Raw genomic sequence first — 23,014 nt, forward strand, 5'->3', positions numbered from 1 at the left:
AAACTATGAACAATCTAGATTCTATCGATTCGATTCACAATTTATTTGCCAAAAATAGGCTTGAGCCCACTACAAGCTCTGGCTCCGACGTTAACACACGGTTCCAAGGTGACCTATATGAAGAGCTGGCTAAGCTTGAATATATCTATATCGATGATGCGATAGAATTACAGGCAAATGATAATAAGACCCTCACTTCACCTAAGCCCATATCTTTAAGCGATTTTTTTGAAGGGTTAGCGCAGCTTGCGACGATGGGAGTGGTTGAAGTAACGGATATCGTAGAAGCCATCCACCGTGAGATTGTTTTACGTCCTTTGGGGCGTTTTAATGAAGGCAATGTCAGTAAATGGCAACGTGGCCTTACCGGGCGGATATATGGTGCGGTACGTCAAGTGGCGTTGTTAGTAGGTAATAATCTAGCATTGGCACTGCGATTGTATAAAAACGTAATCAGTCAAAAAGATGCCCGCCCGCTACCAGAATCTTTTAAGCAGCTTATTAACGTCCTAAATGGCGTGATGGGCGATCATCTTGTCAAACATGATAATCCCCTTGCTATTCCAATGACTCTATACGACAGCGCTTCATGTCCAAGAAGTGGACAGTCACAAAACAAAGAGATATCAGGGCGCGTTATTATCTTATGCCACGGTCTTTGTATGAGCTATTTAAGCTGGCAACCAATTGCTCATAATAGTCTTGGTGCACGTATTAGTCGCAGTCTGCCAGAATCTACCGTTCTATATCTTGATTACAATACCGGATGGCGTATCTCACTTAGTGGTCGTAACTTTTCTAAAGTGCTACAAGAGTTAGTAGATAATAATCCAAGCATCAGTCAGATAGACTTGGTTGGGCATAGCATGGGCGGATTGGTCGCTCGTAGTGCGCTATTTTATGGTAAACAGCAAGGCTTTGATTGGGTAAAGCGAGTTGGTAACCTGATTACTCTTGGCTCACCGCACCATGGTGCAAGCCTAGAGCGTATTGGCTATTTTGTGCAAGATATGATCGCCAAGCTACCTTTTGCAGGGTCGCTTGCCAAACTGGGCGATTTACGTAGTACAGGCATCATCGATTTGCGTTATGGTAGTATTCGTGACGATGATTGGAAGTCTTTAGAAGGCCGTAGTGTACTCCCACAAGAGTTTCTTCATCCTGCGCGTTTGCCGCTGCATGTGAATACGTATTTTGTCGCAGCCACGCTGATTGAGGCTCATTATGACTCTAAAGCGACAAGCTTATTGGGTGATGGTCTGGTAACGATACAGTCTGCGCTAGGGGAGCATGATGGCGAGCATGCTTTGTCGGTACCTGAAGGGCATAAGGCCATTTTTTATGGCGTGAGTCACTACAATTTACTTTATAACGACAGGGTACACAAACAGGTTGTCGCATGGTTGTTGGATAATGGCCAGAGTAACGCCAATCAAGAAGGGGATATCTTAGGCACTTGCATACATTCTTATCCCGAAAATATCGAGGTGAGGGTTTAGGTTTTTAGCTCTTTAGTCTTACTTATCCAGTAAAACAAAACCCCCGAGCATCACACTCGGAGGTTCTCATTATCGCTACAAATAAAACACATCAGGCTAATAACAACTATTCAGCAAATATCGCTGCCACATCGTCTTTGTCAAATTTATAGACTTCACCGCAAAATCCGCAATCCATCTCGAAAGTACCGCCTTGCTCTTCGATGATATCCAAAGCTTCTGCTTCACCGATTTGCTCAATGGCCATCTCTGACTTTTTACGTGAACAAGTGCAGCCAAAGGCTAGCTCGATAGGGTCAGGCGCGACGACGTTTTCTTCATTATATAAGCGATATAAGATTTCGTTGGTGTCAAGTGTGGTCAGCTCTTCAGCTTTGACAGTACGAGTCAAAACGCTTAGACGCGTCCACAAATCATCATCGATACCCGCGTCTTCGTTTTGCTCTACTTCATAGGTTTCCTCAGCAGTACGAGGCAGCATTTGTACCAATATACCACCTGCTTGCAAACCGTCAGATGCCAAATTAATCAGCGTTGGAATTTGTGCAGATTGCTTTTGGTAATGTGCCAAGCAGTCAGCCAAATTGTCATGGCTGCGCTCGACGATACCTTGATACGCCTCACCGCCGTTAGGCTGAATATTAATAAATAACACACCTTGACCCATAGCGCCAAGCTCAGCGAAAGCTTCATTAGCACGGGTCATGTTTTCCCACGCTTGTACTTGTTCATCTGTATCAGCTTTCCAGCTGGCAAGCGCGCGAATGATACCGTTTTGATCACATTCAGCCATTGCCCAATTCAACAAGCTGTCACTGTCTGATGACTGCAATTGAATAGACAAGCGGCCGTCTATTTTAACAGTACCGATAAGCAAACTGGCCGCCGTTAGCATTTCGCCCAACAAGCGTTTAATCGCTTCAGGGTAGGGCTTTTGAGCGATAGTACTGGCATAACTACGTGATAGACGGACGACGTCACCACGTACAGGCGAGTCTTGAATAAAAAAGCGCTGACGTACGTCATTATTGGTAGAAGCCGTGGCAGCTGTCGTTACTTGAGTATTGTGATTGGTTTGAGTCATAAGTCGTTAGTATGGTTAAGAAGTTGCTAACTTTATGGGGATTATTGATGAATTATCAACGATGAAAAAGCAGTAACACACTCTTCAAGCTTTAACACTAATGGCCGCTTAAGTCTTTAGATGTCGTTTCTTATGTGGTAAGAGATATTATCAGCGTATATGAAATATTATGAATATACGTAAGAAAAATTACCAACCTAGGTAAAAGTGTTGTACAGTAACATTAAGTTGCTCTATGATAACTGAAAGTAACAGCAAGGATGCTGGACAGTAGTATAGAAAATGTCCAGAGTTTTCACTGATTTGTACTAATCTGATAAAAGGATGTAACTTATGGCTTACTCGCTCTCAAAACCTCTAACGCTAGCTGTCGTTATGGCGCTTGGCTTAGCTGGATGTAATAATAGCAATCAAACCACCAGCGAAGCACCAGCAAATGATACTGCAACGACAGAGACTGCGGCAAACTCTAATGGTACCCTACAAAAAATAAAAGATTCGGGCACTATTGTCGTCGGTTATCGTGACTCCTCAATTCCGTTTTCTTATATCGCTGACGATCCCAATCAGCCAATGGGCTACGCGCATGATCTAGAGATGAAAGTCGTCGAAGCGGTTAAGCAAAAGCTCAACATGCCAGATCTAAACGTCCGTTACAACCTTATCACCTCGCAAACTCGTATTCCACTGGTCCAGAATGGTACGGTAGACTTTGAATGTGGCTCAACGACCAACAATGAAGAGCGCCAAAAACAAGTTGCTTTTTCTAATGGCTTTTTTGAGATTGGTACGCGCTTATTAACTAAAACTGACTCTGGCATTCAAAACTTTGAAGATTTGAAAGGCAAAACCTTAGTTACTACGGCAGGTACAACTTCAGAGCGTTACATTCGTCAATATAATGATGAAAACAATATGGACACCAATATCATCTCTGCAAAGGATCATGGTGAAGGTTTCTTGATGCTAGAGAATGGCCGTGCCGATGCCTTTATGATGGATGATGTACTGCTCGCTGGCGAGAAAGCCAAGGCCAAAAATCCTGATGAATGGGTCATCGTTGGTGAACCGCAATCGTTTGAAATCTATGGCTGTATGATGCGTAAAGATGACCCTGAGTTTAAAGCAGTGGTCGATGAGGCGCTTGCCAACACCTTTAGCTCAGGTGAGATTAACAACATCTATGATAAGTGGTTCTTAAACCCTATTCCACCGAAAAATGTCAATCTAAACTTTGAGATGTCAGACAACTTAAAAGCTTTAATTGCTAATCCGCACGATAGTGCCCAGCCAAAAGACGCGGCACAATAAGACATTTGTCCCTCAATATAGCTGGCTCATGCGCTTAGGAAAATCATTTAGATTGGCCTAACGCATGAGTCTATTTTCCGCTGCTCGGAGAGACAAAGATGAATTATAGCTGGAACTGGGGTGTGCTCTTTGAGCAGACTGGTATCGGTAATGAGCTGTACATACATTGGATGATTACCGGCCTTGGCTGGTTGTTGTTAATTGGTAGTATTGCATGGGCGATAGCCATGGTTATTGGTACCATCTTCGGTATCATGCGCACCTTGCCAAGTAAAACTGCGCGCAGTATTGGCACCGCCTATGTCACTTTTTTTCGTAATATCCCTTTATTGGTTCAATTATTCTTTTGGTTTTATGTCGCCCCGGGCTGGCTGACACCGGCCTTACAAGAATGGTGGTATAAAGACTTATCTCCAAATACTTCAGCCATGCTCTCAGCAAGTATCGGGCTTGGCTTATTTACCGCTGCGCGTATCGTTGAGCAAGTGCGTACCGGTATTGAGTCATTACCACAAGGTCAAATCAATGCCGCTTACGCTCTTGGGTTTAGTGTTCCGCAAGCTTATAAACAAGTCTTATTACCCCAAGCCTTTCGTATCATCTTGCCGCCATTAAGCTCTGAGCTGACCAACTGCTTCAAAAACGCATCAGTGGCCTCTTTGGTGGGCGTGATGGAGCTCATTAGCCAGACCAAAACCATCAGCGAATATACGCAAAATAACATTGAGATCTATACTTACGCGACTGTGATTTATTTGGTATTCAATCTATCCTTAATCGCTATCATGGGTTTGATTGAACGCAAACTGCGCGTGCCTGGGCTTATTGCAGGGAGTCAGAAATGAGTATGATGACCGAACTTGCAACGGCCTATCCAGGTCTAATGGGTGGTATGCTGACCACCTTAAAAGTATTGTTTTTAGCCATCCTCGGTGGTATCAGTTTAGGAACGGTACTCGCCTTGATGCGTCTATCTGGTATCAAAGTGTTAGAAGTACCAGCCAAACTATACGTCAATTACTTTCGTTCTGTGCCGCTGCTGCTAGTATTGTTATGGTTTTATTTTGCCGTTCCGATGATCTATTTTTGGGTAGCTGGTAAATACTTGCAACTTGATGCCGCTTTTGCCTCATGCGTCGTTGCTTTTATGATGTTCGAAGCCGCTTATTTTTCAGAAGTGGTGCGGGCGGGTATTCAGTCTATCGGTAGCGGCCAAGTCAATGCTGCAAAAGCTTTGGGTATGACTTACGGGCAGACTATGCGCTTAGTCGTGTTACCGCAAGCCTTTCGTAAGATGCTGCCGCTTATTTTGCAGCAGTGTATTATTTTATTCCAAGATACGACATTGGTATTTGCTATCGGTTTGACAGACTTTTTCCGTGCAGCCTACGTACGTGGTGAGCTGATGGGTTTATTGACGCCTTATATTTTAGGCGCAGGAGCGGTGTATTTTATCATCAGCTTAAGCGCTTCTATCGGTGTACAACACGTGCAAAAACGTCTGAGGTTTTGAATTTTTTAATAATTTTAAAATAATGTGGTTAGGAGCCAGTGATGAGTAGTGCTGATACGTATACAAATGACTTTGGCGGACTGGTTACGAATAATGGTCATGCTAGCGATGAGATGGTCATTCAAATGACTGACGTCAGCAAGTGGTATGGTGACTTCCAAGTTTTGAGCGATTGTACTGCTCACGTACATAGGGGCGATGTGGTAGTGGTTTGTGGCCCATCGGGTAGTGGTAAATCTACCTTAATCAAGACTGTCAATGGGCTTGAACCTTTTCAAAAAGGTGAGATTATGGTCAATGGTATCTCAGTCGGTGCGCCAAAGACTGACTTACCTAAACTGCGTAGTAGCGTTGGCATGGTGTTTCAGCATTTTGAGCTGTTTCCGCATTTAACCATTATCGACAATCTGACCGTCGCACAAATCAAAGTATTAGGCCGTAAAGAGTCTGAGGCCAAAAAGAAAGCGATGGCGTATTTGGATCGGGTAGGACTGACAGCGCAAGCGGCGAAGTATCCAGCCGAGTTGTCTGGAGGTCAACAGCAGCGGGTCGCCATTGCCCGTGCGCTTGCAATGGATCCCGTAGCGATGCTGTTTGATGAGCCAACCTCAGCGCTTGATCCAGAGATGATTCAAGAAGTGCTCGATGTGATGGTCGAGCTGACTCGCGATGGTATGACGATGATGTGTGTGACTCATGAGATGGGCTTTGCCAGTCAGGTCGCTAACCGTATTATTTTTATGGATGAGGGCTATATCGTTGAGAATTGTAGTAAAGATGAATTCTTTGAAGGCGCGAAAAGTGAACGCGCGCAGATGTTCTTATCGAAGATTCTTAATCATTAATGTACAACACTATATTTCGAGTCATTTCTAAAGCGTCTATAAATAGGCGCTTTTTTGTGTGAGTAAATATATATCTTCAATATTGATGTTGATATGAGTGACTACATTATGGGCTACGTGGGAGAATAGATGAGTGCATGGCTGTTTACTGATACAATAAGAGCAATCATATTCAACAAACATAATAGTTAACTTAATGGGAGCTTGTATGAGTGCAGAACATTCATCTACATCGAAAGGTGTGGTCATTGTAGGGGCAGGGCTGGCGGGTTGGCATGTCATTGATGCGATTCGGGCGAAAGATAAAGACATTCCAATTACCTTGATTACTGCTGATAGTGGCGATCGTTATCACAAACCAATGTTAACCATGGCGATTAGTCAAAATAAACGCGCCTCAGATTTAGTACGGGCTACAGGTAGTGATGCAGCTAAGGCTGCAAACGTCAATTTACTCGCCAATACCCAAGTTAGTGACATTGATGCCGCCAGTCAGCAATTACATCTTGTCTCTGCTACGCGCTCAGATCCGGCCAATGTAGATTACGCCACTATTGGCTATGATAAATTAGTATTAGCAATGGGTGCTCATCCTATCTTTCCACAAAGCTTACCAGAAGATTTGGTTTGGCATGTCAATCATATTGAGCGTTTTGGTCAACTGCAAGAGAAGTTGGCAACTGGTAATCAGCATGTTGCCATTGTTGGGGCTGGCATGGTTGGGACAGAAATTGCTGAGGACTTGCTCAAGGCTGGGCATGAGGTGACGCTGATTGATTTAAATGATGCACCGCTTTCACAAATGCTACCGCCAAAAGCAACAGCGCGTATCGCTCAAGCAGTCAAATCGCAAGGGATTAACTTTTTGGGCGGTTATCAAGTGTCTGACGTTATGCGAATTAGTGACAGCGACAATGATAATGAAAGCACAAGCAGTCATGATAAATTACAAGTCGATTATAAGCCGATAGCAGGTGCCGATAGTACGGCTGATCAGCAACCTGAACCTTTAATCGTAGACCATGTGATAGCTAGTACAGGCCTCACTGTCGATGATAAATTGCCCGCCGCTGCTGGTGTTGAGTTCAATCGCCGTACCGGTATCGTGGTCGATGCGACGACATTACGTACCAATGCTTCTAATATTTATGCCATTGGTGACTGCATGTCTATCAATGGGGTTGCCTGCCGTTATGTCGCGCCACTGCGGGCGCAGGCTGCGACCATTGCCGATGATATTTTAGGTCATGAGCACGAAGGCTATGAGCATAAGCCGCCGATGATTCGTCTAAAAAATAAAGCCATCTCTGTCATGGCGACTGGTGTACCACAAGCGACTGGCAATTGGCAAGTAAAGACTGAAACGGATGACGAGTTAATCATGGATTTGCTAGATGATAACAATGACGTCAGTGCGACAGTGACTATTAAAGCGCCTGTCACGCCTAAAGGGTAGCTATTAAAAATATCTACATCATATACATCATAGCCAGTGTTGCTATCTAAATGCAGCACTGGCTTTTTTTATGGCTATCGCATCTTTTGCATTAGTTATCGACTTGATAGTACGTTGTATCAATCATAATCGATACGTGCTGTATCAGTTATGATTGACAGTCTTTTCTTTTAGGCGCTATATTGGTTAGGAGGCAACTAGAAAGCTATAAATATAGCGATAAAGAGTATTCAAGGAAGAATATTTACCTTAGCAGCGCATTAAATGCTCATAAAACAGTAATAAAACCAACAGCAAAACGAAAGGACTCGTTATGACTCAGCACACCGATTTCGACAATATTCTCAATAATGTTCCCAAAGTTAATATAGGTGCGCGCTCAGCGAATGCGCCACTCACCCAAAGCCATGACAAAGGACTTGATGTACCGCTGATTGAGGCGACCATCGGAGATTTTTTCGATGCCATTGTCAATAAATATCCTGAGCGTCAAGCCTTGGTTTCTCGCCATCAAAATATTCGCTGGACGTATCGTGAGTTACAGGAAAAAGTCAGTCAGTTAGCCAGTGCCATGATTGAGATGGGACTTGAGATAGGTGATCGTATCGCTATTTGGTCGCACAACAATAGCGAGTGGCTGCTGATGCAATTAGCAACAGCAAAAATTGGCGTTATCTTAGTCAATATTAATCCTGCCTACCGTACCTTTGAGCTGCAATATGCGCTGAATAAACTGGGCTGCTCGGCCTTGGTATTGATGCGTCATTTTAAAACCAGTGATTATACGCAAATGATTCGCGAGCTATGTCCTGAAATTTATCATAAAAGCTATAATCAGCTTGATTTGGTCGAGATTCCTACTATTGAGCGCATTATTTGGATTGATGAGCCAGAGAACAATGAGGACTTTAATTTTATGCAAAAGTTCTCTACGTGGATGGCAGAGGGTGATGCAAACGACCCTCGCGTAGCGGAACGCCAAGCTCAGCTTAAGAATACTGACGCTATTAGCGTACAGTTCACCAGTGGCACGACCGGCACACCGAAAGGCGCCACCTTAACGCATCGTAATATTCTCAATAACGGCTATTTTATGGGCGAAGGAATGAGGCTGACAGAGGAGGATAGGCTATGTATCCCACTGCCGCTTTATCATTGCTTTGGCATGGTGGGTGGCAATTTAGCCATTTTAACTCACGGTGGTTGCGCGGTGTATCCTAATGATGGCTTTGATCCGCTGACAGTATTGCAAACGGTGGAAGAAGAAAAATGTACTGCCTTACTTGGCGTGCCGACGATGTTTATCGCAGAGCTTGATCATCCAGACTTCGATAGCTTTGATTTGTCCAGTTTGCGCACGGGTATCATGGGCGGCTCGAGCTGTCCGATTGAGGTCATGCGCCGTGTCATGGATAAGATGCACATGAGCGAGGTCACGATTGCTTATGGCATGACCGAGACCAGTCCAGCTTCTTGTCAGACCAGTTCGCAAACGCCCCTTGAAAAAAGAGTGTCTACAGTAGGGATGGTGCTGCCAGCGCTTGAGATCAAAATCGTGGATACCGAAACGGGTGAGGTCGTCCCGATTGGAGAGACGGGCGAGCTACTCACATACGGCTATGCGGTCATGAAAGGCTATTGGGGTAGCCGCTTTAAAACCCGAAAAGCCATTCAGGATGGTTGGATGCATACGGGTGATTTGGCAAAGATGGATGAAGATGGTTATATCACGGTGGTTGGACGTAGTAAAGATATGATCATTCGTGGCGGCGAAAACATCTATCCAGTAGAAGTCGAAAACTATCTCTATCGCCATCCTAAGATTCGTGATGTACAAATCGTCGGCGTGCCTGATAAAAAGTATGGTGAAGTATTGGCAGCGTGGATTATTGCCAAAGAGCTTGGTAGCTTGGGCGAAGAAGAGGTAAGGCAATTTTGTCGTGACCATATCGCTCATTATAAAGTGCCGACCTACTTTCGCTTCGTTGATGAATACCCAATGACCGTGACTGGTAAAATTCAAAAATATAAAATCGTTGAGCAAATGATAGAAGAATTGAGTTTGGAGTAGGCTGTAGTAGATAGACGGTAACAAACATAAGTCATTCATTTATAAGCGTTAATTTATAAGTGCTATTGTTATAAAAACTTACAACTGAATGCTAAAGATATAAAGACAGAAGTGTTAAACACTGATAAAGTCAGTTTTATACTACTATGGTATAAAGCTGGCTTTTATGATTTAAGCCATATAAAAGACTCGTCGTTTAATAATCAATAATACATTTATTTTATGTTTTCTTTTTAAATGATACATATTGTATCGCTATCATTGACAGTCTTTCATTTGAAGCGGTATAGTAGATAATAATATATGATATATATTCAAGGATGAAAGATCAGCTTATATGCTGTTTTTATATAGAATAAAAAAGTAAAACGAAAGGACTCGTTATGACTCAAAATATTGATTTCGATACTATCTTAGCTAACATTCCTAGTGTCAATATGGGCGCAAAATCTGCCAACGCGCCCCTTAGTGAAAGCTATGACAAAGGCCCCGATGTGCCACTCATTGAAGCGACCATCGGTGATTTCTTTGACGCTATTGTCCATAAATATCCAGAGCGCATGGCGCTAGTCTCCCGTCATCAAAACATTCGCTGGACTTATAAACAGCTGCAACAAAAGGTCAATCAACTGGCAAGCGCTATTATAGAGATGGGGCTTGAGATTGGTGATCGCGTCGGTATCTGGTCTCATAACAATAGCGAGTGGTTACTCATGCAATTAGCGACCGCTAAAGTCGGCGTTATTCTCGTCAATATCAATCCTGCCTATCGTACCTTTGAGTTGCAGTATGCCTTGAATAAACTTGGTTGCTCGGCATTGGTGTTAATGCGTCACTTCAAGACCAGCGATTATACGCAAATGGTGCGTGAGCTGTGTCCGGAGATTTATCATAAAACTTACAATCAGCTGGATTTGGTCGAAATACCGACGATTGAGCGTATCATTTGGATTGATGAGCCAGGTAATGATGAAACCTTTAGTTATATGCAAAGGTTCTCTGACTGGATGAGCGAGGGTGACCCTAACGACCCACGCGTTGCTGAACGGCAAGCACAACTCAAAAACACTGACGCTATCAATGTTCAATTTACCAGTGGTACGACCGGCACGCCAAAAGGTGCGACCTTAACTCACCGTAATATCTTAAACAACGGCTATTTTATCGGTGAGGCGATGAATCTCACTGAAGAAGACATATTGTGTATTCCTGTGCCACTTTATCACTGTTTTGGTATGGTACTTGGTAATTTAGCCATCTTGACGCATGGCGGTTGTATCGTGTATCCCAATGATGGTTTTGAGCCATTAAGTGTCCTGCAAGCGGTCGAGGAAGAAAAATGTACTGGTTTGCATGGGGTGCCAACGATGTTTATCGCGATGCTTGATCATCCGGACTTTGACCAGTACGATTTGTCCACTTTGCGCACTGGTATTATGGCAGGCTCTAGTTGTCCGATTGAAGTCATGCGCCGCGTCATTGATAAGATGCATATGAGCGAGGTCACTATTGCTTATGGCATGACTGAGACCAGTCCAGTGTCTTGTCAGACCAACAAGCACACACCGCTTGAAAAGCAGGTTTCCACTGTCGGACTGGTGCAGCCAGCGCTTGAAGTCAAAATTATCGATACAGAAACGGGCGAGACTGTACCGCTAGGAGAAAAAGGCGAGCTACTCACGCGTGGCTATTCGGTGATGAAAGGCTATTGGGGTGATCGCTTCAAAACACGCGCGTCCATTCAAGATAATTGGATGCATACCGGGGATTTGGCAACCATGGATGAAGATGGGTATGTCAAAGTGGTCGGTCGTAGCAAAGACATGGTCATTCGCGGTGGCGAGAATATCTACCCAGTAGAGATTGAGAACTATCTTTATCGCCATCCCAAGATTCGCGATGTGCAAATCGTTGGCATACCTGACGCTAAGTATGGTGAAGTATTAGCGGCATGGATTATTCCTAAAGAGCCTGATTGCTTAACCGAAGAAGAGGTTAAGGAGTTTTGCCGTAATAACATTGCTCACTATAAAATACCCGCTTACTATCGTTTCGTCGAAGAGTACCCGATGACCATTACAGGCAAAATTCAAAAGTATAAAATCGTTGAAATGATGAAAGATGAGCTAGGCCTACAGTAAACTTGCTGCTTAGGTCTGAAACATTTAGGTTTTAAACATCACGGATTAATCATGTGAGTAACGCTTAATATAAATAGCAGTTAGAATAGTTTGCATAAAAAAGCTACTCGCATTTACGCATCAAAGAAAAGGGATATCATGAGCACTATCATAACCAGTAAACTGAGTCCAAACGCCAGCGACTTTCAGCAAAACCGTGCCGCCATGCAAGAGATAGTCGATGACTTATATGTGCACTTGCGTAAAGTCGCTCAGGGCGGCTCAGAGCGCGCGCGCACCAAGCATTTAGCGCGTGGCAAACTGCTGCCACGTGATCGTGTCGAGCGTTTGCTTGATGTGGGTACGCCATTTTTAGAAGTGGCTCCGATGGCCGCGCACGACATGTATGGCGAAGATATTCCAGCTGCTGGCGTGATTGCTGGTATCGGCCGTATTAACGGCACTGAGTGTATGATCGTTTGTAATGATGCCACGGTAAAAGGCGGCACTTACTACCCAATGACGGTCAAAAAGCACTTGCGCGCACAAGAAATCGCCCAAGAAAACAACTTGCCTTGTGTATATTTGGTGGATTCAGGCGGCGCAAACTTACCCAACCAAGATGACGTGTTCCCAGATAAAGAGCACTTCGGACGCATCTTTTTTAATCAGGCCAATATGAGTGCAGCGGGTATTCCGCAGATTGCTGTGGTTATGGGTAGCTGTACGGCAGGCGGTGCTTATGTACCAGCGATGAGTGATGAGTCAATCATCGTCAAAGAGCAAGGCACCATCTTTTTGGGTGGTCCGCCGCTGGTAAAAGCAGCTACGGGCGAAGAGGTCACGGCTGAAGATTTGGGCGGCGGTGATGTGCATACCCGTCTGTCAGGAGTCGTCGATCATTTGGCACAAAGCGACACGCATGCGTTGTCGATTGCGCGTGATATCGTCAGTCATCTTAACCGTCCTGCCAAGCAAATCCCCAATCAAATCAAGCCGCGACCACCGCGCTACGATGCCAAAGAGCTGTATGGCATCATCCCCACCGATAAGCGTAAACCCTTTGATATCAAGGAAATCATCGCTCGTATTGTCGATGACAGTGCCTTTGATGAGTTTAAAGCGCGCTTTGGTACCACACTGGTTTGTGGTTTTGCTCATATTGAAGGTATGCCAGTTGGCATCATCGCCAACAACGGCATCTTGTTTAGTGAGTCGGCACAAAAGGGCACGCACTTTATCGAGCTGTGCTGCAAACGTAAAATCCCATTGATATTCCTGCAAAACATCACCGGCTTTATGGTTGGTCGTAAATATGAAAACGAAGGTATTGCCCGTCATGGCGCCAAGATGGTGATGGCAGTGGCCAACGCAAAAGTGCCAAAATTTACCGTCATTGTCGGTGGTTCATTCGGTGCCGGTAACTACGGCATGTGTGGCCGTGCTTATAGTCCACGCTTCTTATGGATGTGGCCAAATGCGCGTATCTCAGTCATGGGCGGTGAGCAAGCGGCCTCGGTACTGGCTACCGTCAAGCGTGACAATTTTGACCGTAAAGGCGAAGAGTGGAGTGCGGAAGATGAGGCTGCCTTTAAAGCACCGATTCTTGATATGTACGAAGAGCAAGGCCATCCGTATTATGCCACCGCGCGCCTGTGGGATGATGGCGTCATCGATCCTGCCGATACTCGTAATGTGCTGGCGTTAGGATTGAGTACTGCCTACAATGCGCCGATTGAAGAGACGACTTATGGTGTCTTTAGAATGTAGATTGGTAGCGACTTGAAAAGATAGTAGGGTGGGTTAGCGTAAGCGTAACCCACCAATATTAAATAGTCACAACATTAAATAGTCATCATGCAAAATGGCGGGTTACGTTTTATCCGCACTCTCTGAGAGAGTTTGAAAAACTAACCCACCCTACAGTTTTTCTAAAATATAATGACGGCTTTAAAAGAAAAGACATGCAAAAGTTACTACAAAACATTGAGATAACCCTATATGAATAATTATAAAAGTCTATTGGTTGATATCGAACAGCACGTGGCGACGGTGATGCTAAACCGTCCCGAGATACGTAATGCCTTTAACGATGAAATGATTGCTGAGCTGATGGAAGTTTTTACCACGCTTGGCACGGATGATAATGTGCGAGTCATCGTGCTAGCAGCAGCAGGCAAAGCGTTCTGTGCGGGCGCCGATCTTAACTGGATGCGCGCCATGGCAGATTATAGCTATGAAGAAAATCTAGCCGACGCCGATAAACTGGCGCAAATGCTCAAAACCATTTACGAATGTCCTAAGCCAACCGTGGCTGCCATTCAAGGCGATGTCTATGCAGGTGGCATGGGTTTGGTCGCCGTCTGTGATGTCGCTATCGCGGTGAAGATTGCCAACTTTTGCTTGAGTGAAGTGCGTCTGGGATTAGCGCCTGCCACCATTAGTCCTTATGTCGTAAGAGCATTAGGGGCTAGAGCTTCACAGCGTTACTTTTTAAGCGCGGAAGTGTTCGATGCCAAAAAAGCACTTAAACTAGGCTTCATTCATGAGCGCGTCAGTGAGGAAGCGCTTGACGATGCGGTGGCAACGTTTTGTGCCAAAATGGTCAAAAACAGCCCTGATGCGGTTAAAACTTGCAAGCAGTTGTTGCATGATATCGCAGGCGCGCCTATTAGCGACGAGCTGATCGCCGATACGGTAAAAGGCATCGCTGATATTCGCTCATCCACACAAGGTAAGGAAGGCGTGCAAGCGTTTTTGCAAAAGCGTAAGCCTGATTGGCTGACGGCAGACTAGCGACAAAAAACGACAGCCAAGCTGACAAATAAAAACGACAAGACACAGGGATAGTTATGTTTTCTAAAATTTTAATCGCCAACCGTGGTGAAATTGCCTGCCGAGTTGCAGCGACTGCCAAGCGTCTGGGTGTAAATACCGTCGCTGTTTATTCTGATGCCGACCGCGGCGCCAAGCATGTCGCTGTCTGTGACGAAGCGGTTTATTTGGGTGGTTCAGCGCCGAAGGACAGCTATCTTAAAGGCGATGCAATCATTGCGATTGCTCTCGATGTTGGCGCGCAAGCAATCCATCCAGGCTATGGCTTTTTAAGCGAAAATGCAGATTTTGCGCAGGCCTGTCAAGATGCAGGACTGGTCTTTATTGGCCCATCCGCTGATGCTATTCGCGCTATGGGCGGCAAGTCTGAGTCCAAGCGTTTGATGGAAGCGGCTGGCGTGCCATTGATACCGGGTTATCATGGTGACAATCAAGATGCCCAGTTTTTAAAGCAGCAAGCAGACAGCATTGGCTATCCAGTACTGATTAAAGCCAGTGCGGGCGGCGGCGGTAAAGGCATGCGTATCGTCGAGCAAAGCAGCGATTTTATCGAAATGCTAGACTCTTGTCGCCGCGAAGCCATTACCAGCTTTGGTAATGATCAAGTACTCATCGAAAAATACGCGCTAAAGCCGCGCCATATCGAAATCCAAGTATTTGGTGATACGCATGGCAACTATGTGCATCTGTTTGAGCGTGATTGCTCGGTACAGCGCCGCCATCAAAAAGTGCTAGAAGAAGCGCCAGCCCCAGGCGTTGATGAGGCTATGCGTAAAGCGATGGGTACAGCAGCGATAGAAGCCGCGCGTGCGGTTAGCTATGTTGGTGCAGGTACGGTTGAATTCATCGTTGAACAGCGCGAAGGCACGATGAGCTTTTATTTTATGGAGATGAATACCCGCCTACAAGTTGAGCACCCAGTCAGTGAAGCCATTACTGGTGTCGATTTGGTCGAGTGGCAGCTCTTGGTCGCGGCCGGTCAGCCATTACCAAAGACGCAAGATGAGCTTGCGATCAATGGTCATGCGATTGAAGCGCGTATCTGTGCTGAAAATCCTGACAATGACTTCTTACCAGCGACAGGTACTTTATTTACTTATCAAAAGCCTGAGCACAGCACTTTTACCATTACTGATGTACGTATCGACGACGGGGTACGCGAGGACGATGTGATTAGCCCATTCTATGATTCTATGATTGCCAAGCTTATCGTGCATGCACCCACTCGCGAGCAGGCATTGGCCAAACTCGATCGCGCATTGGCACAAACGCGCATCGTGGGCTTGCCGACTAACGTGGCATTTTTGCGCTACATTCTCAACACTGAGTCGTTTAGCCAAGCCAATCTCGATACGGCGCTTATCGAGCGCGAGGCGGACGAGTTATTTGATCAGCATCCGCTTGATTTATCGACGCTGGTTGTGACTGCTATCGCCCAGCAGCTGGCTAGTGAAGGTATGGCACAAGACGCCGATCCGTTTAGTAAGCCGACTGGTTTCCGTGCTTATAATGATTATACACGCACGTTTAGCTTGGTTTATGATGAGCAAGCTTATAGCGCCCGTATTAAGAGTTGGAAAAATGCTAATGCCACTTATAGCAAAAAAGGCACAGATAATCTGAGCAGCTTTACACTAGTGATTGAAAAAGAAATCGCGAATGCTGACGAAAATACCAATGCCAATGTTGCCGCGCAAACCGAAACGGTATATGAAGGTGAAGTCAGCTACGCCAGTAGTGACGCCCACAATCATACTTTATGGCTCGATGGCGCACGTATTAGCGCTCAAAGTTGGGTACATAATGAGATAGTCTATGTGTTTACAGATAGCGGTCGTGACGAGATTACGCTGATTGATATCATGGCGCACGTAGGCGAAGAGTCTGCGGCAGTCGGTAGCTTAAAATCACCGATGCCGGGGCAGGTCGTTGCCTTCAAAGTGGCTGTCGGCGATAGTGTAAAAAAAGGTGAGCCACTCGCCGTCATCGAAGCGATGAAAATCGAGCACACCATTACTGCACCCACCGATGGCGTGGTGGCAGAATTATTGTTTGCGGCGGGTGATTCGGTTGCAGATGGTGATGAGCTGCTGCGTATTGATACAGAAGCTAGCGAAGCTTAAGAGCCGAAGTATAAGAACAATGAAAGGATAATAACCATGAGCCATTCGTATCCAGAGCACGTCACCATCGTGGATGTCAGCCCACGTGATGGCTTACAAAACGAATCGATGACGGTACCGACTGCGGTTAAGCAAACGCTTATTAACGATTTAATCGCAGCAGGCGTCAAGAAGCTTGAGGCGACCAGCTTTGTCTCGCCAAAATGGGTGCCGCAAATGGGCGACAACAGTGAGCTAATGACCGCGCTTGAAGATAATAGGCATGATGACGTTATGTATTCGGTACTCGTGCCAAATATGCGCGGTTTTGAAAATGCCATTGTACATCGTCCTGATGAAATAGTAATTTTTGGCTCAGCCAGTGAAACCTTTAGTCAAAAAAACATCAATTGCAGTATTGATGAAAGTATTGAACGTTTTGCACCCGTTGCCGCTGCTGCAAAAGAGCAGGGCATCAAGGTACGCGGTGTTATCTCTTGCACGGTCGGTTGCCCTTATGAAGGCGAGATCGACCCAAGCCAAGTGGCTTATGTGACTAAGCGCTTGGTTGAGATTGGTGCTGAGCAGATTGGTATTGCCGATACCATTGGCGTCGGCACCCCGCTAAAAGTACAGCGCGCGCTACAAGCCGCTCTCGAGTATGCCGACATCGCTATGCTATCAGGCCATTTTCATGATACTTATGGTCAAGCCGTTAGTAATACCTTGGCCGCCTTACAGATGGGCGTTAGCGAATTTGATACCTCAGTGGCTGGGCTTGGCGGCTGTCCGTATGCCAAAGGCGCAACGGGCAATGTCGCAACCGAAGATGTCGTCTATATGCTGCATGGTATGGGCATCAGTACTGGCATTGATTTAGATAAATTGGTCGTAGCAGGTGAGCGTATTAGTGAGTTTTTAGGTCGCCGCAATGGCTCAAGCGTGGCGCGTGCGCTGATTAATAAGCGTCAGCCTTAACCAATATAGTCAATCTACTATAAAAGTGTTACAGCGTTAACCTCGCTTGAAGTATTCAATATACATCTACACTCGGTTGCCTTGTAGCACTTTTAAATTGAATTGATTATGGCATTAAAAATACAGTTAGTCATAAGCTAAATGAATAGATAGATGGATTTATGGCTGGTACAAATTTTCTTCGCTTGCTGTGCGACTTCGTCACTCCAGAGGCTTCAAAAAATTTGTCCCAGCCCTATCATCCCTTTTTAAATTGACACAGCTCTAGTAAGAAACTAAACATCAAAATACAAGGAATGGTTATGAGTTTACCCGGATTGAATTTTCAGCTTGGCGAAGATATCGACGCGTTACGTGACGTGGTACAGCAGTTTGCGGCTAATGAAATCGCCCCGCGCGCAAGCGAAATCGACAGTAGCGATGAGTTCCCAATGGATTTGTGGCAAAAGATGGGTGACTTAGGTTTGCATGGTATCACTGTTCCTGAAGCGTACGGCGGTTCAGATATGGGCTACGTTGCTCATATGGTGGCGATGGAAGAGATTAGCCGCGCTTCTGCCTCTGTGGCGCTGAGCTACGGTGCGCACTCTAATCTGTGTATCAACCAAATCAAACGTAATGGTTCAGAGGAACAAAAGCAAAAATATCTGCCGAAACTCATCAGTGGTGAGTTCATCGGGGCGCTAGCGATGAGTGAGACAGGCGCTGGCTCAGATGTGGTCAGTATGAAGCTAAAAGCCGAAGAAAAAGGCGGCCATTATGTGTTAAACGGCAGCAAAATGTGGATTACCAATGGTCCTGATGCGGACGTAATGGTGGTTTATGCTAAGACTAATCCAGAAATGGGTGCGAAAGGCATGACCGCATTTATCGTTGAAAAAGGTATGGAAGGTTTTGGTACCGCGCAAAAGCTCGACAAGCTCGGCATGCGTGGTAGTCATACTGGTGAGATGACCTTTAACAACGTTGAAGTCCCCAAGGAAAACATCTTAGGCGGGTTAAATGAAGGCGTTAAAGTTTTAATGAGTGGTCTCGATTATGAGCGCGCGGTACTTGCCGCAGGTCCTATCGGAATTATGCAAGCAGTGATGGATAATGTCGTCCCTTACATTCATGATCGCAAGCAGTTTGGTCAAGCGATTGGTGAGTTCCAACTCATTCAAGGTAAAGTCGCGGACATGTATACCATCTTGCAAGCGGGACGTAGCTTTTTATATACCGTCGGCAAAAACCTCGATATGTTGGACGCGCGCGGTGCCGGTCATAGTCGAGAAGTGCGCAAAGATTGCGCCAGTGTGATTTTATGGTGCGCCGAAAAAGCCACTTGGATGGCAGGCGAAGGCATTCAAATCTTTGGCGGTAATGGCTATACCAACGAGTATCCGCTGGGTCGCTTTTGGCGTGATGCTAAGCTGTACGAGATTGGCGCGGGTACCAGTGAGATTCGCCGTATGCTGGTTGGGCGTGAGCTCTTTAACGAGACCAAGTAACACTATAAAATGTTCGTTAGATATTAATTTCAAAATAAGATTGATGCATTAATATCCTCGTGCTAATGAGCTAAATTTTTCTGGCTTGCTGTTCGCAGGCGTGACAGAGGCTGCGAAAAACTCATCTCATTAGCACTCTATAGTCAGCGAAAAGTAATATCGATACATCACGCGCTGCTGATATCACTTTTTCTTGCTTGCTGTGCCTACTCAGACAGAGGCTACAAAAAATTGATATCAGCAATACCGTAGCGTTTTTAGGGTATTTTGACTATATATCGGTTTTGAATCAAATAAGCCATAGCAAAAAAGCAGGTCGCTTAAAACGTCCTGCTTTTTTTATGTTTATTTTATATCTTATAAAAATCTTAGATTAAAATTGCTATGTCTGTTTACTATGATCAAAATAACGTGCCAAACCATTTAATAGTAAATCATCGCGTAGTCGTACTGGGCGATTGACATGTTGCGCAATAATGGCGGCATCACCACCCGTCATAATGACTTCAAAGTTGGGATGACGATGGCTAATCTCATTGATCGCACCAACGATGGATAATAATATCCCGCGATGTACTGCATCTTGCGTGGTGACACCCTGACTGACGCTATCAAAAGTACCGTTAGAGATGGTGATTTGCTTGGTACCTGAGAATAGTGACTCGCGTTGCAAGTAAATACTGGGGAAAATATAACCGCCTAAATGCTCAGCATGATCAATCAAATCAATCGTCACCGCTGTACCGCAACCAATCACACATTGACGTTTTTTCTTATCGACCGCGCCCAGCATCTGCAACCAACGATCACAGCCGAGCTGCTCATCGTTGTAGGCGCTACGCATCAATGGGTGCGCGGCATCGACATGGACAAACTCAAACGGAATATCTAGACGACTTAAAGTCTCTGATACTTTTACGTTGAGCTCATCACCTAGTACAGACGAGATACCGATAAAGTCAGGGGCGTAACGTTCAAAGCGATCGGTTAGACCCATGAGTAATTCGGCAGGCGCTTGCAAGTGTTGCTTGGCATCGTGCGTGACTATCTGCCCAATGTCATCGGTGAGCCAGTATTTGAGACGGGTGTTTCCAAGATCTAACCAGAGCATAAAAATCCCTTTATATGGTGCTCGTTAAGTATGTGGTCTATGCCTCACGAATTACATCAATACGACCAGTAAAAAGCGCAGAAATCTTACCGTTATCTTGGCGCAATTGCAAACATCCGTTTGTATCGATACTACAAGCACGCCCAGTCACCACATGCGCTTTATCATCGTGGTCTTGAGTCACACGTAAACGTAGACCTGTCAGAGCATTTATCGTCGCAAATTCTTGCAGAAAGCCATCTAGATAGTAGGTATGCCCAGTTGGTTTTTCTATATCGAAGTGCTCAAAGCGCGTCATTGCTGCTATCAATGCTTTACTCATCTGTTGATAAAGCGTTTGTAAGGTTGGTAGGCGTATATCGTTGGTAGCATTATTGGTATCTGTTTCCAGTATTCCATAAATATCTTGTAAGCTAATTGCCTCATAGCTCATGCCCTCACAAGTTTGCGCGGTGAGCTTTGGTGCAGTTTGTACATTAAGACCAACGCCCATGACCACACCAACCAATTTTCCAGCCTTCCACACCGGTTCAATTAAAATACCAGCAAGCTTATTAAATTGAATGATTTGCGTATCGGGTTCAGCTTTATCTGATTTAGGTGAGTTTTGATAAAAGCCCAAGTCATTGGCCCATTTGACGCCAATAGGAGTTAAACCTTGTGCGCGCAGCTGCTCATTTAACGTTTGGATAATAGGCATTTTTGCCAGCTCGACGCCAATAATTAACGATAACAAACCGCTGATGGGCGTATACACTGGATGATATAAAGACAGATAGACATTACCGCGCGGTGATTGCCATGATCGTCCTCGTTGTCCGCGTCCTGCGCTTTGGGTCTCAGCCGTTAATAGATGCAGTTGAGTGGCGTTTAGTGTGCCGTCTTGGACACTTTGTATCAGCTCGCTATTGGTAGACGCGCTGCTGGTCACATGACGATGTGTAAGCTCAGATAAATAGACGGAAGTGTTGGCTGATGACGGCATAAATTTGGTCACTGTGGTTAAGGTCGCATGGATAATCTTTGATATACTGGGTACTTATCGTCAGTAAATAGTATAAGACAAACAGCATAAAGATCGGTTAATGGTTTGGCAAATATAATGAAGCCAACTCTAAATAAACAGCCTAAAATATATAACCATAAATAAAACAGATACATTTTTGTCCTGTACTGGCTGCACAACTTATATGTCAAAAGTAGATATTCTAATAGCACTGTATTGTTTTAAAATGGCTTAATTATAAAACGTCCGTCTAAGTAAGCAGACAAACAAGCAAAATAAAAAAACTCAAAAACAAGCAGAATAAAAGGCTGATTCGATGATGTTATATGTATGGTTTGTCATTGCAGGTGCATTTGCAGGGGTCAGTGCAGGCTTGTTTGGGGTAGGCGGTGGCATGATTATCGTACCAGCGTTGGTATGGATTTTTACTGCTTATAACTTTCCTCCTGAAGTGGTGACCCATTTGGCGGTTGGTACCTCGCTTGCGACCATTGTGGTAACGTCCATCAGCTCACTGACTGCGCACAATAAGCGCGGCGGTGTACGCTGGGAAGTCTGGCGAAAGATGGCGTTAGGTTTGGTCATCGGTAGCCTTATTGGCGCAGGTGTCGCTGATTTGATTGACGGTAAGGTATTGCAAGCCATCATCGGTATTGGCGCATTATTGGTGGCATTAAAGATGTTGTTCTTTTCTAATAAGGAGCAGCTGGGCAAGCCATTACCGTCAGCTGGTGTACAGTTTGGCGCAGGTACAGGGATTGGTATGGCATCGTCTATCTTTGGGATTGGCGGTGGGAGCCTGACTGTACCGTTTTTAAACTGGGCAGGACTGCCGATGAAGCAAGCGGTCGGCACCTCGGCCGCGTGTGGTTTACCGATTGCATTAGCAGGCGCTACGGGATTTGCTTGGTTCGGACAAGACGTGGTCAATCTACCTGAAGGGACGATAGGCTTTGTTCATGTTACAGGCTTTATATGTATTTCAGTCGTGAGCTACGCTATGGCAAAAGTCGGTGCTAAGCTTGCCCATGTATTACCGGCACTTATGCTTAAGCGTGCCTTTGGCGTGTTGCTATTATTTGCAGGCGGACAGCTTTTGTTAAGTGGAATTGGGGTGATTTAGGGCGATTTTTATTTCTTATCAAGCGCATCTAGTCCCAGACGCATCCACTTTCTTGCTAACTCATCATGGTTGGTCAACATACTCAACAGCGCATCTTCACTAAAGATTGAGTGCGCTTGACTCGAGTGCTCAATCGGCAAATCCGCTTCACGGTCTGCCATCCATTGCGGATTTAAATAGTAGTCTTTTAATTCGTTTTGCAATGCTTCAGCTTTTAAGAACTGCTGTTGCGCCTCTAGTTGCTGGCGGTATAACTTGCACCACTGCTCATATTTTTGCTGCAATTCTTGTGGATTATAATCAGCCATTTTATTTCTCTTTTTTAGTGGTTAATAATTTAGCTTTTGAGCAGTATCATATAATGAATTGAAATAAAACTAGTATATAGATTTGAATGTGCTACTGGTATAAATTTTCCTTGCTTGCTGTGCGACTTCGTCACTGTTCGATGCTACACAAAATTCATCCCA

General features: G+C 45.1%; 18 protein-coding genes. 14 read left to right on the top strand and 4 right to left on the bottom strand.

Going from position 1 to position 23,014, the window contains the following annotated elements; genetic code table 11:
- Positions 1–5: 5 nt before the first annotated feature.
- On the top strand, positions 6–1,499 hold the full coding sequence (locus BTV98_RS08985; protein WP_058368095.1) for an alpha/beta fold hydrolase: 1,494 nt from the start codon (positions 6–8) through the stop codon (positions 1,497–1,499).
- Positions 1,500–1,605: 106 nt separating this feature from the next.
- Here BTV98_RS08985 and BTV98_RS08990 read toward each other — a convergent pair whose 3' ends face one another.
- Positions 1,606–2,583: an Hsp33 family molecular chaperone HslO gene (locus BTV98_RS08990; protein ID WP_058368096.1), complete on the bottom strand. Its 978-nt coding sequence runs from the start codon at positions 2,581–2,583 to the stop codon at positions 1,606–1,608.
- 333 nt (positions 2,584–2,916) lie between these two features.
- Here BTV98_RS08990 and BTV98_RS08995 point away from each other — a divergent pair, with 333 nt between their 5' ends.
- From BTV98_RS08995 to BTV98_RS09050, 12 genes are all read left to right on the top strand, one after another.
- The gene (locus tag BTV98_RS08995) at positions 2,917–3,894 is read left to right on the top strand and encodes a glutamate/aspartate ABC transporter substrate-binding protein (RefSeq protein ID WP_058368097.1); all 978 of its coding nucleotides are present in this window, start codon (positions 2,917–2,919) and stop codon (positions 3,892–3,894) included.
- Positions 3,895–3,992: 98 nt separating this feature from the next.
- On the top strand, positions 3,993–4,739 hold the full coding sequence (locus BTV98_RS09000) for an amino acid ABC transporter permease (protein ID WP_075103431.1): 747 nt from the start codon (positions 3,993–3,995) through the stop codon (positions 4,737–4,739).
- Entirely contained in the window at positions 4,736–5,407 is a 672-nt protein-coding gene (locus tag BTV98_RS09005) for an ABC transporter permease subunit (protein ID WP_058368098.1), read from the top strand. Before BTV98_RS09000 ends, BTV98_RS09005 begins: the two co-directional genes overlap by 4 nt.
- A 113-nt stretch (positions 5,408–5,520) precedes the next feature.
- A complete protein-coding gene (locus tag BTV98_RS09010; RefSeq protein WP_075103469.1) occupies positions 5,521–6,252 on the top strand; it encodes an amino acid ABC transporter ATP-binding protein in 732 nt (243 codons plus the stop codon).
- A 208-nt stretch (positions 6,253–6,460) separates the two neighbouring features.
- The gene (locus BTV98_RS09015; RefSeq protein WP_058368099.1) at positions 6,461–7,708 is read left to right on the top strand and encodes an FAD-dependent oxidoreductase; all 1,248 of its coding nucleotides are present in this window, start codon (positions 6,461–6,463) and stop codon (positions 7,706–7,708) included.
- A gap of 313 nt (positions 7,709–8,021) precedes the next feature.
- Positions 8,022–9,779, top strand: a complete 1,758-nt coding sequence (locus BTV98_RS09020) for an AMP-binding protein (RefSeq protein ID WP_075103432.1) — start codon at positions 8,022–8,024, stop codon at positions 9,777–9,779.
- A 383-nt stretch (positions 9,780–10,162) separates the two neighbouring features.
- Positions 10,163–11,920 (top strand): AMP-binding protein, encoded by a 1,758-nt coding sequence (locus BTV98_RS09025; protein WP_058368120.1) that lies wholly within the window; start codon positions 10,163–10,165, stop codon positions 11,918–11,920.
- 138 nt (positions 11,921–12,058) lie between these two features.
- A complete protein-coding gene (locus BTV98_RS09030) occupies positions 12,059–13,669 on the top strand; it encodes a carboxyl transferase domain-containing protein (RefSeq protein ID WP_075103433.1) in 1,611 nt (536 codons plus the stop codon).
- Positions 13,670–13,900: 231 nt separating this feature from the next.
- The gene (locus BTV98_RS09035; protein WP_058368121.1) at positions 13,901–14,695 is read left to right on the top strand and encodes an enoyl-CoA hydratase/isomerase family protein; all 795 of its coding nucleotides are present in this window, start codon (positions 13,901–13,903) and stop codon (positions 14,693–14,695) included.
- Between the two features lie 56 nt (positions 14,696–14,751).
- Entirely contained in the window at positions 14,752–16,857 is a 2,106-nt protein-coding gene (locus tag BTV98_RS09040; protein ID WP_058368122.1) for an acetyl/propionyl/methylcrotonyl-CoA carboxylase subunit alpha, read from the top strand.
- 36 nt (positions 16,858–16,893) lie between these two features.
- On the top strand, positions 16,894–17,814 hold the full coding sequence (locus BTV98_RS09045; RefSeq protein ID WP_058368123.1) for a hydroxymethylglutaryl-CoA lyase: 921 nt from the start codon (positions 16,894–16,896) through the stop codon (positions 17,812–17,814).
- Positions 17,815–18,116: 302 nt separating this feature from the next.
- Positions 18,117–19,304, top strand: a complete 1,188-nt coding sequence (locus BTV98_RS09050) for an isovaleryl-CoA dehydrogenase (protein WP_058368124.1) — start codon at positions 18,117–18,119, stop codon at positions 19,302–19,304.
- Between the two features lie 382 nt (positions 19,305–19,686).
- On the opposite strand, the gene BTV98_RS09055 is transcribed toward BTV98_RS09050, so the two are convergent.
- Positions 19,687–20,415: a pantothenate kinase gene (locus tag BTV98_RS09055; RefSeq protein WP_058368125.1), complete on the bottom strand. Its 729-nt coding sequence runs from the start codon at positions 20,413–20,415 to the stop codon at positions 19,687–19,689.
- A 37-nt stretch (positions 20,416–20,452) separates the two neighbouring features.
- Positions 20,453–21,400: a biotin--[acetyl-CoA-carboxylase] ligase gene (locus BTV98_RS09060; RefSeq protein WP_058368126.1), complete on the bottom strand. Its 948-nt coding sequence runs from the start codon at positions 21,398–21,400 to the stop codon at positions 20,453–20,455.
- 340 nt (positions 21,401–21,740) lie between these two features.
- On the opposite strand from BTV98_RS09060, the gene BTV98_RS09065 reads away from it, so the two are divergent.
- Positions 21,741–22,544 (top strand): sulfite exporter TauE/SafE family protein, encoded by an 804-nt coding sequence (locus tag BTV98_RS09065; RefSeq protein ID WP_058368130.1) that lies wholly within the window; start codon positions 21,741–21,743, stop codon positions 22,542–22,544.
- Between the two features lie 8 nt (positions 22,545–22,552).
- On the opposite strand, the gene BTV98_RS09070 is transcribed toward BTV98_RS09065, so the two are convergent.
- Entirely contained in the window at positions 22,553–22,852 is a 300-nt protein-coding gene (locus BTV98_RS09070; RefSeq protein ID WP_058368127.1) for a DUF4298 domain-containing protein, read from the bottom strand.
- Positions 22,853–23,014 lie beyond the last annotated feature (162 nt).

The sequence above is a fragment of the Psychrobacter sp. Cmf 22.2 genome (assembly GCF_001921745.1).
Lineage (GTDB): Bacteria > Pseudomonadota > Gammaproteobacteria > Pseudomonadales > Moraxellaceae > Psychrobacter.

Bases quoted from the DNA above. Each gene is read 5' to 3' on its own strand.
- BTV98_RS09045 (WP_058368123.1), top strand. From the start codon at position 16,894: ATGAGCCATTCGTATCCAGAGCACGTCACCATCGTGGATGTCAGCCCA.
- BTV98_RS08995 (WP_058368097.1), top strand. From the start codon at position 2,917: ATGGCTTACTCGCTCTCAAAACCTCTAACGCTAGCTGTCGTTATGGCG.
- BTV98_RS09000 (WP_075103431.1), top strand. From the start codon at position 3,993: ATGAATTATAGCTGGAACTGGGGTGTGCTCTTTGAGCAGACTGGTATC.
- BTV98_RS09035 (WP_058368121.1), top strand. From the start codon at position 13,901: ATGAATAATTATAAAAGTCTATTGGTTGATATCGAACAGCACGTGGCG.
- BTV98_RS09065 (WP_058368130.1), top strand. From the start codon at position 21,741: ATGTTATATGTATGGTTTGTCATTGCAGGTGCATTTGCAGGGGTCAGT.
- BTV98_RS09040 (WP_058368122.1), top strand. From the start codon at position 14,752: ATGTTTTCTAAAATTTTAATCGCCAACCGTGGTGAAATTGCCTGCCGA.
- BTV98_RS09025 (WP_058368120.1), top strand. From the start codon at position 10,163: ATGACTCAAAATATTGATTTCGATACTATCTTAGCTAACATTCCTAGT.
- BTV98_RS09015 (WP_058368099.1), top strand. From the start codon at position 6,461: ATGAGTGCAGAACATTCATCTACATCGAAAGGTGTGGTCATTGTAGGG.
- BTV98_RS09005 (WP_058368098.1), top strand. From the start codon at position 4,736: ATGAGTATGATGACCGAACTTGCAACGGCCTATCCAGGTCTAATGGGT.
- BTV98_RS09010 (WP_075103469.1), top strand. From the start codon at position 5,521: ATGGTCATTCAAATGACTGACGTCAGCAAGTGGTATGGTGACTTCCAA.
- BTV98_RS09055 (WP_058368125.1), bottom strand. From the start codon at position 20,415: ATGCTCTGGTTAGATCTTGGAAACACCCGTCTCAAATACTGGCTCACC.
- BTV98_RS09020 (WP_075103432.1), top strand. From the start codon at position 8,022: ATGACTCAGCACACCGATTTCGACAATATTCTCAATAATGTTCCCAAA.
- BTV98_RS09050 (WP_058368124.1), top strand. From the start codon at position 18,117: ATGAGTTTACCCGGATTGAATTTTCAGCTTGGCGAAGATATCGACGCG.
- BTV98_RS08985 (WP_058368095.1), top strand. From the start codon at position 6: ATGAACAATCTAGATTCTATCGATTCGATTCACAATTTATTTGCCAAA.
- BTV98_RS09030 (WP_075103433.1), top strand. From the start codon at position 12,059: ATGAGCACTATCATAACCAGTAAACTGAGTCCAAACGCCAGCGACTTT.
- BTV98_RS08990 (WP_058368096.1), bottom strand. From the start codon at position 2,583: ATGACTCAAACCAATCACAATACTCAAGTAACGACAGCTGCCACGGCT.
- BTV98_RS09070 (WP_058368127.1), bottom strand. From the start codon at position 22,852: ATGGCTGATTATAATCCACAAGAATTGCAGCAAAAATATGAGCAGTGG.
- BTV98_RS09060 (WP_058368126.1), bottom strand. From the start codon at position 21,400: ATGCCGTCATCAGCCAACACTTCCGTCTATTTATCTGAGCTTACACAT.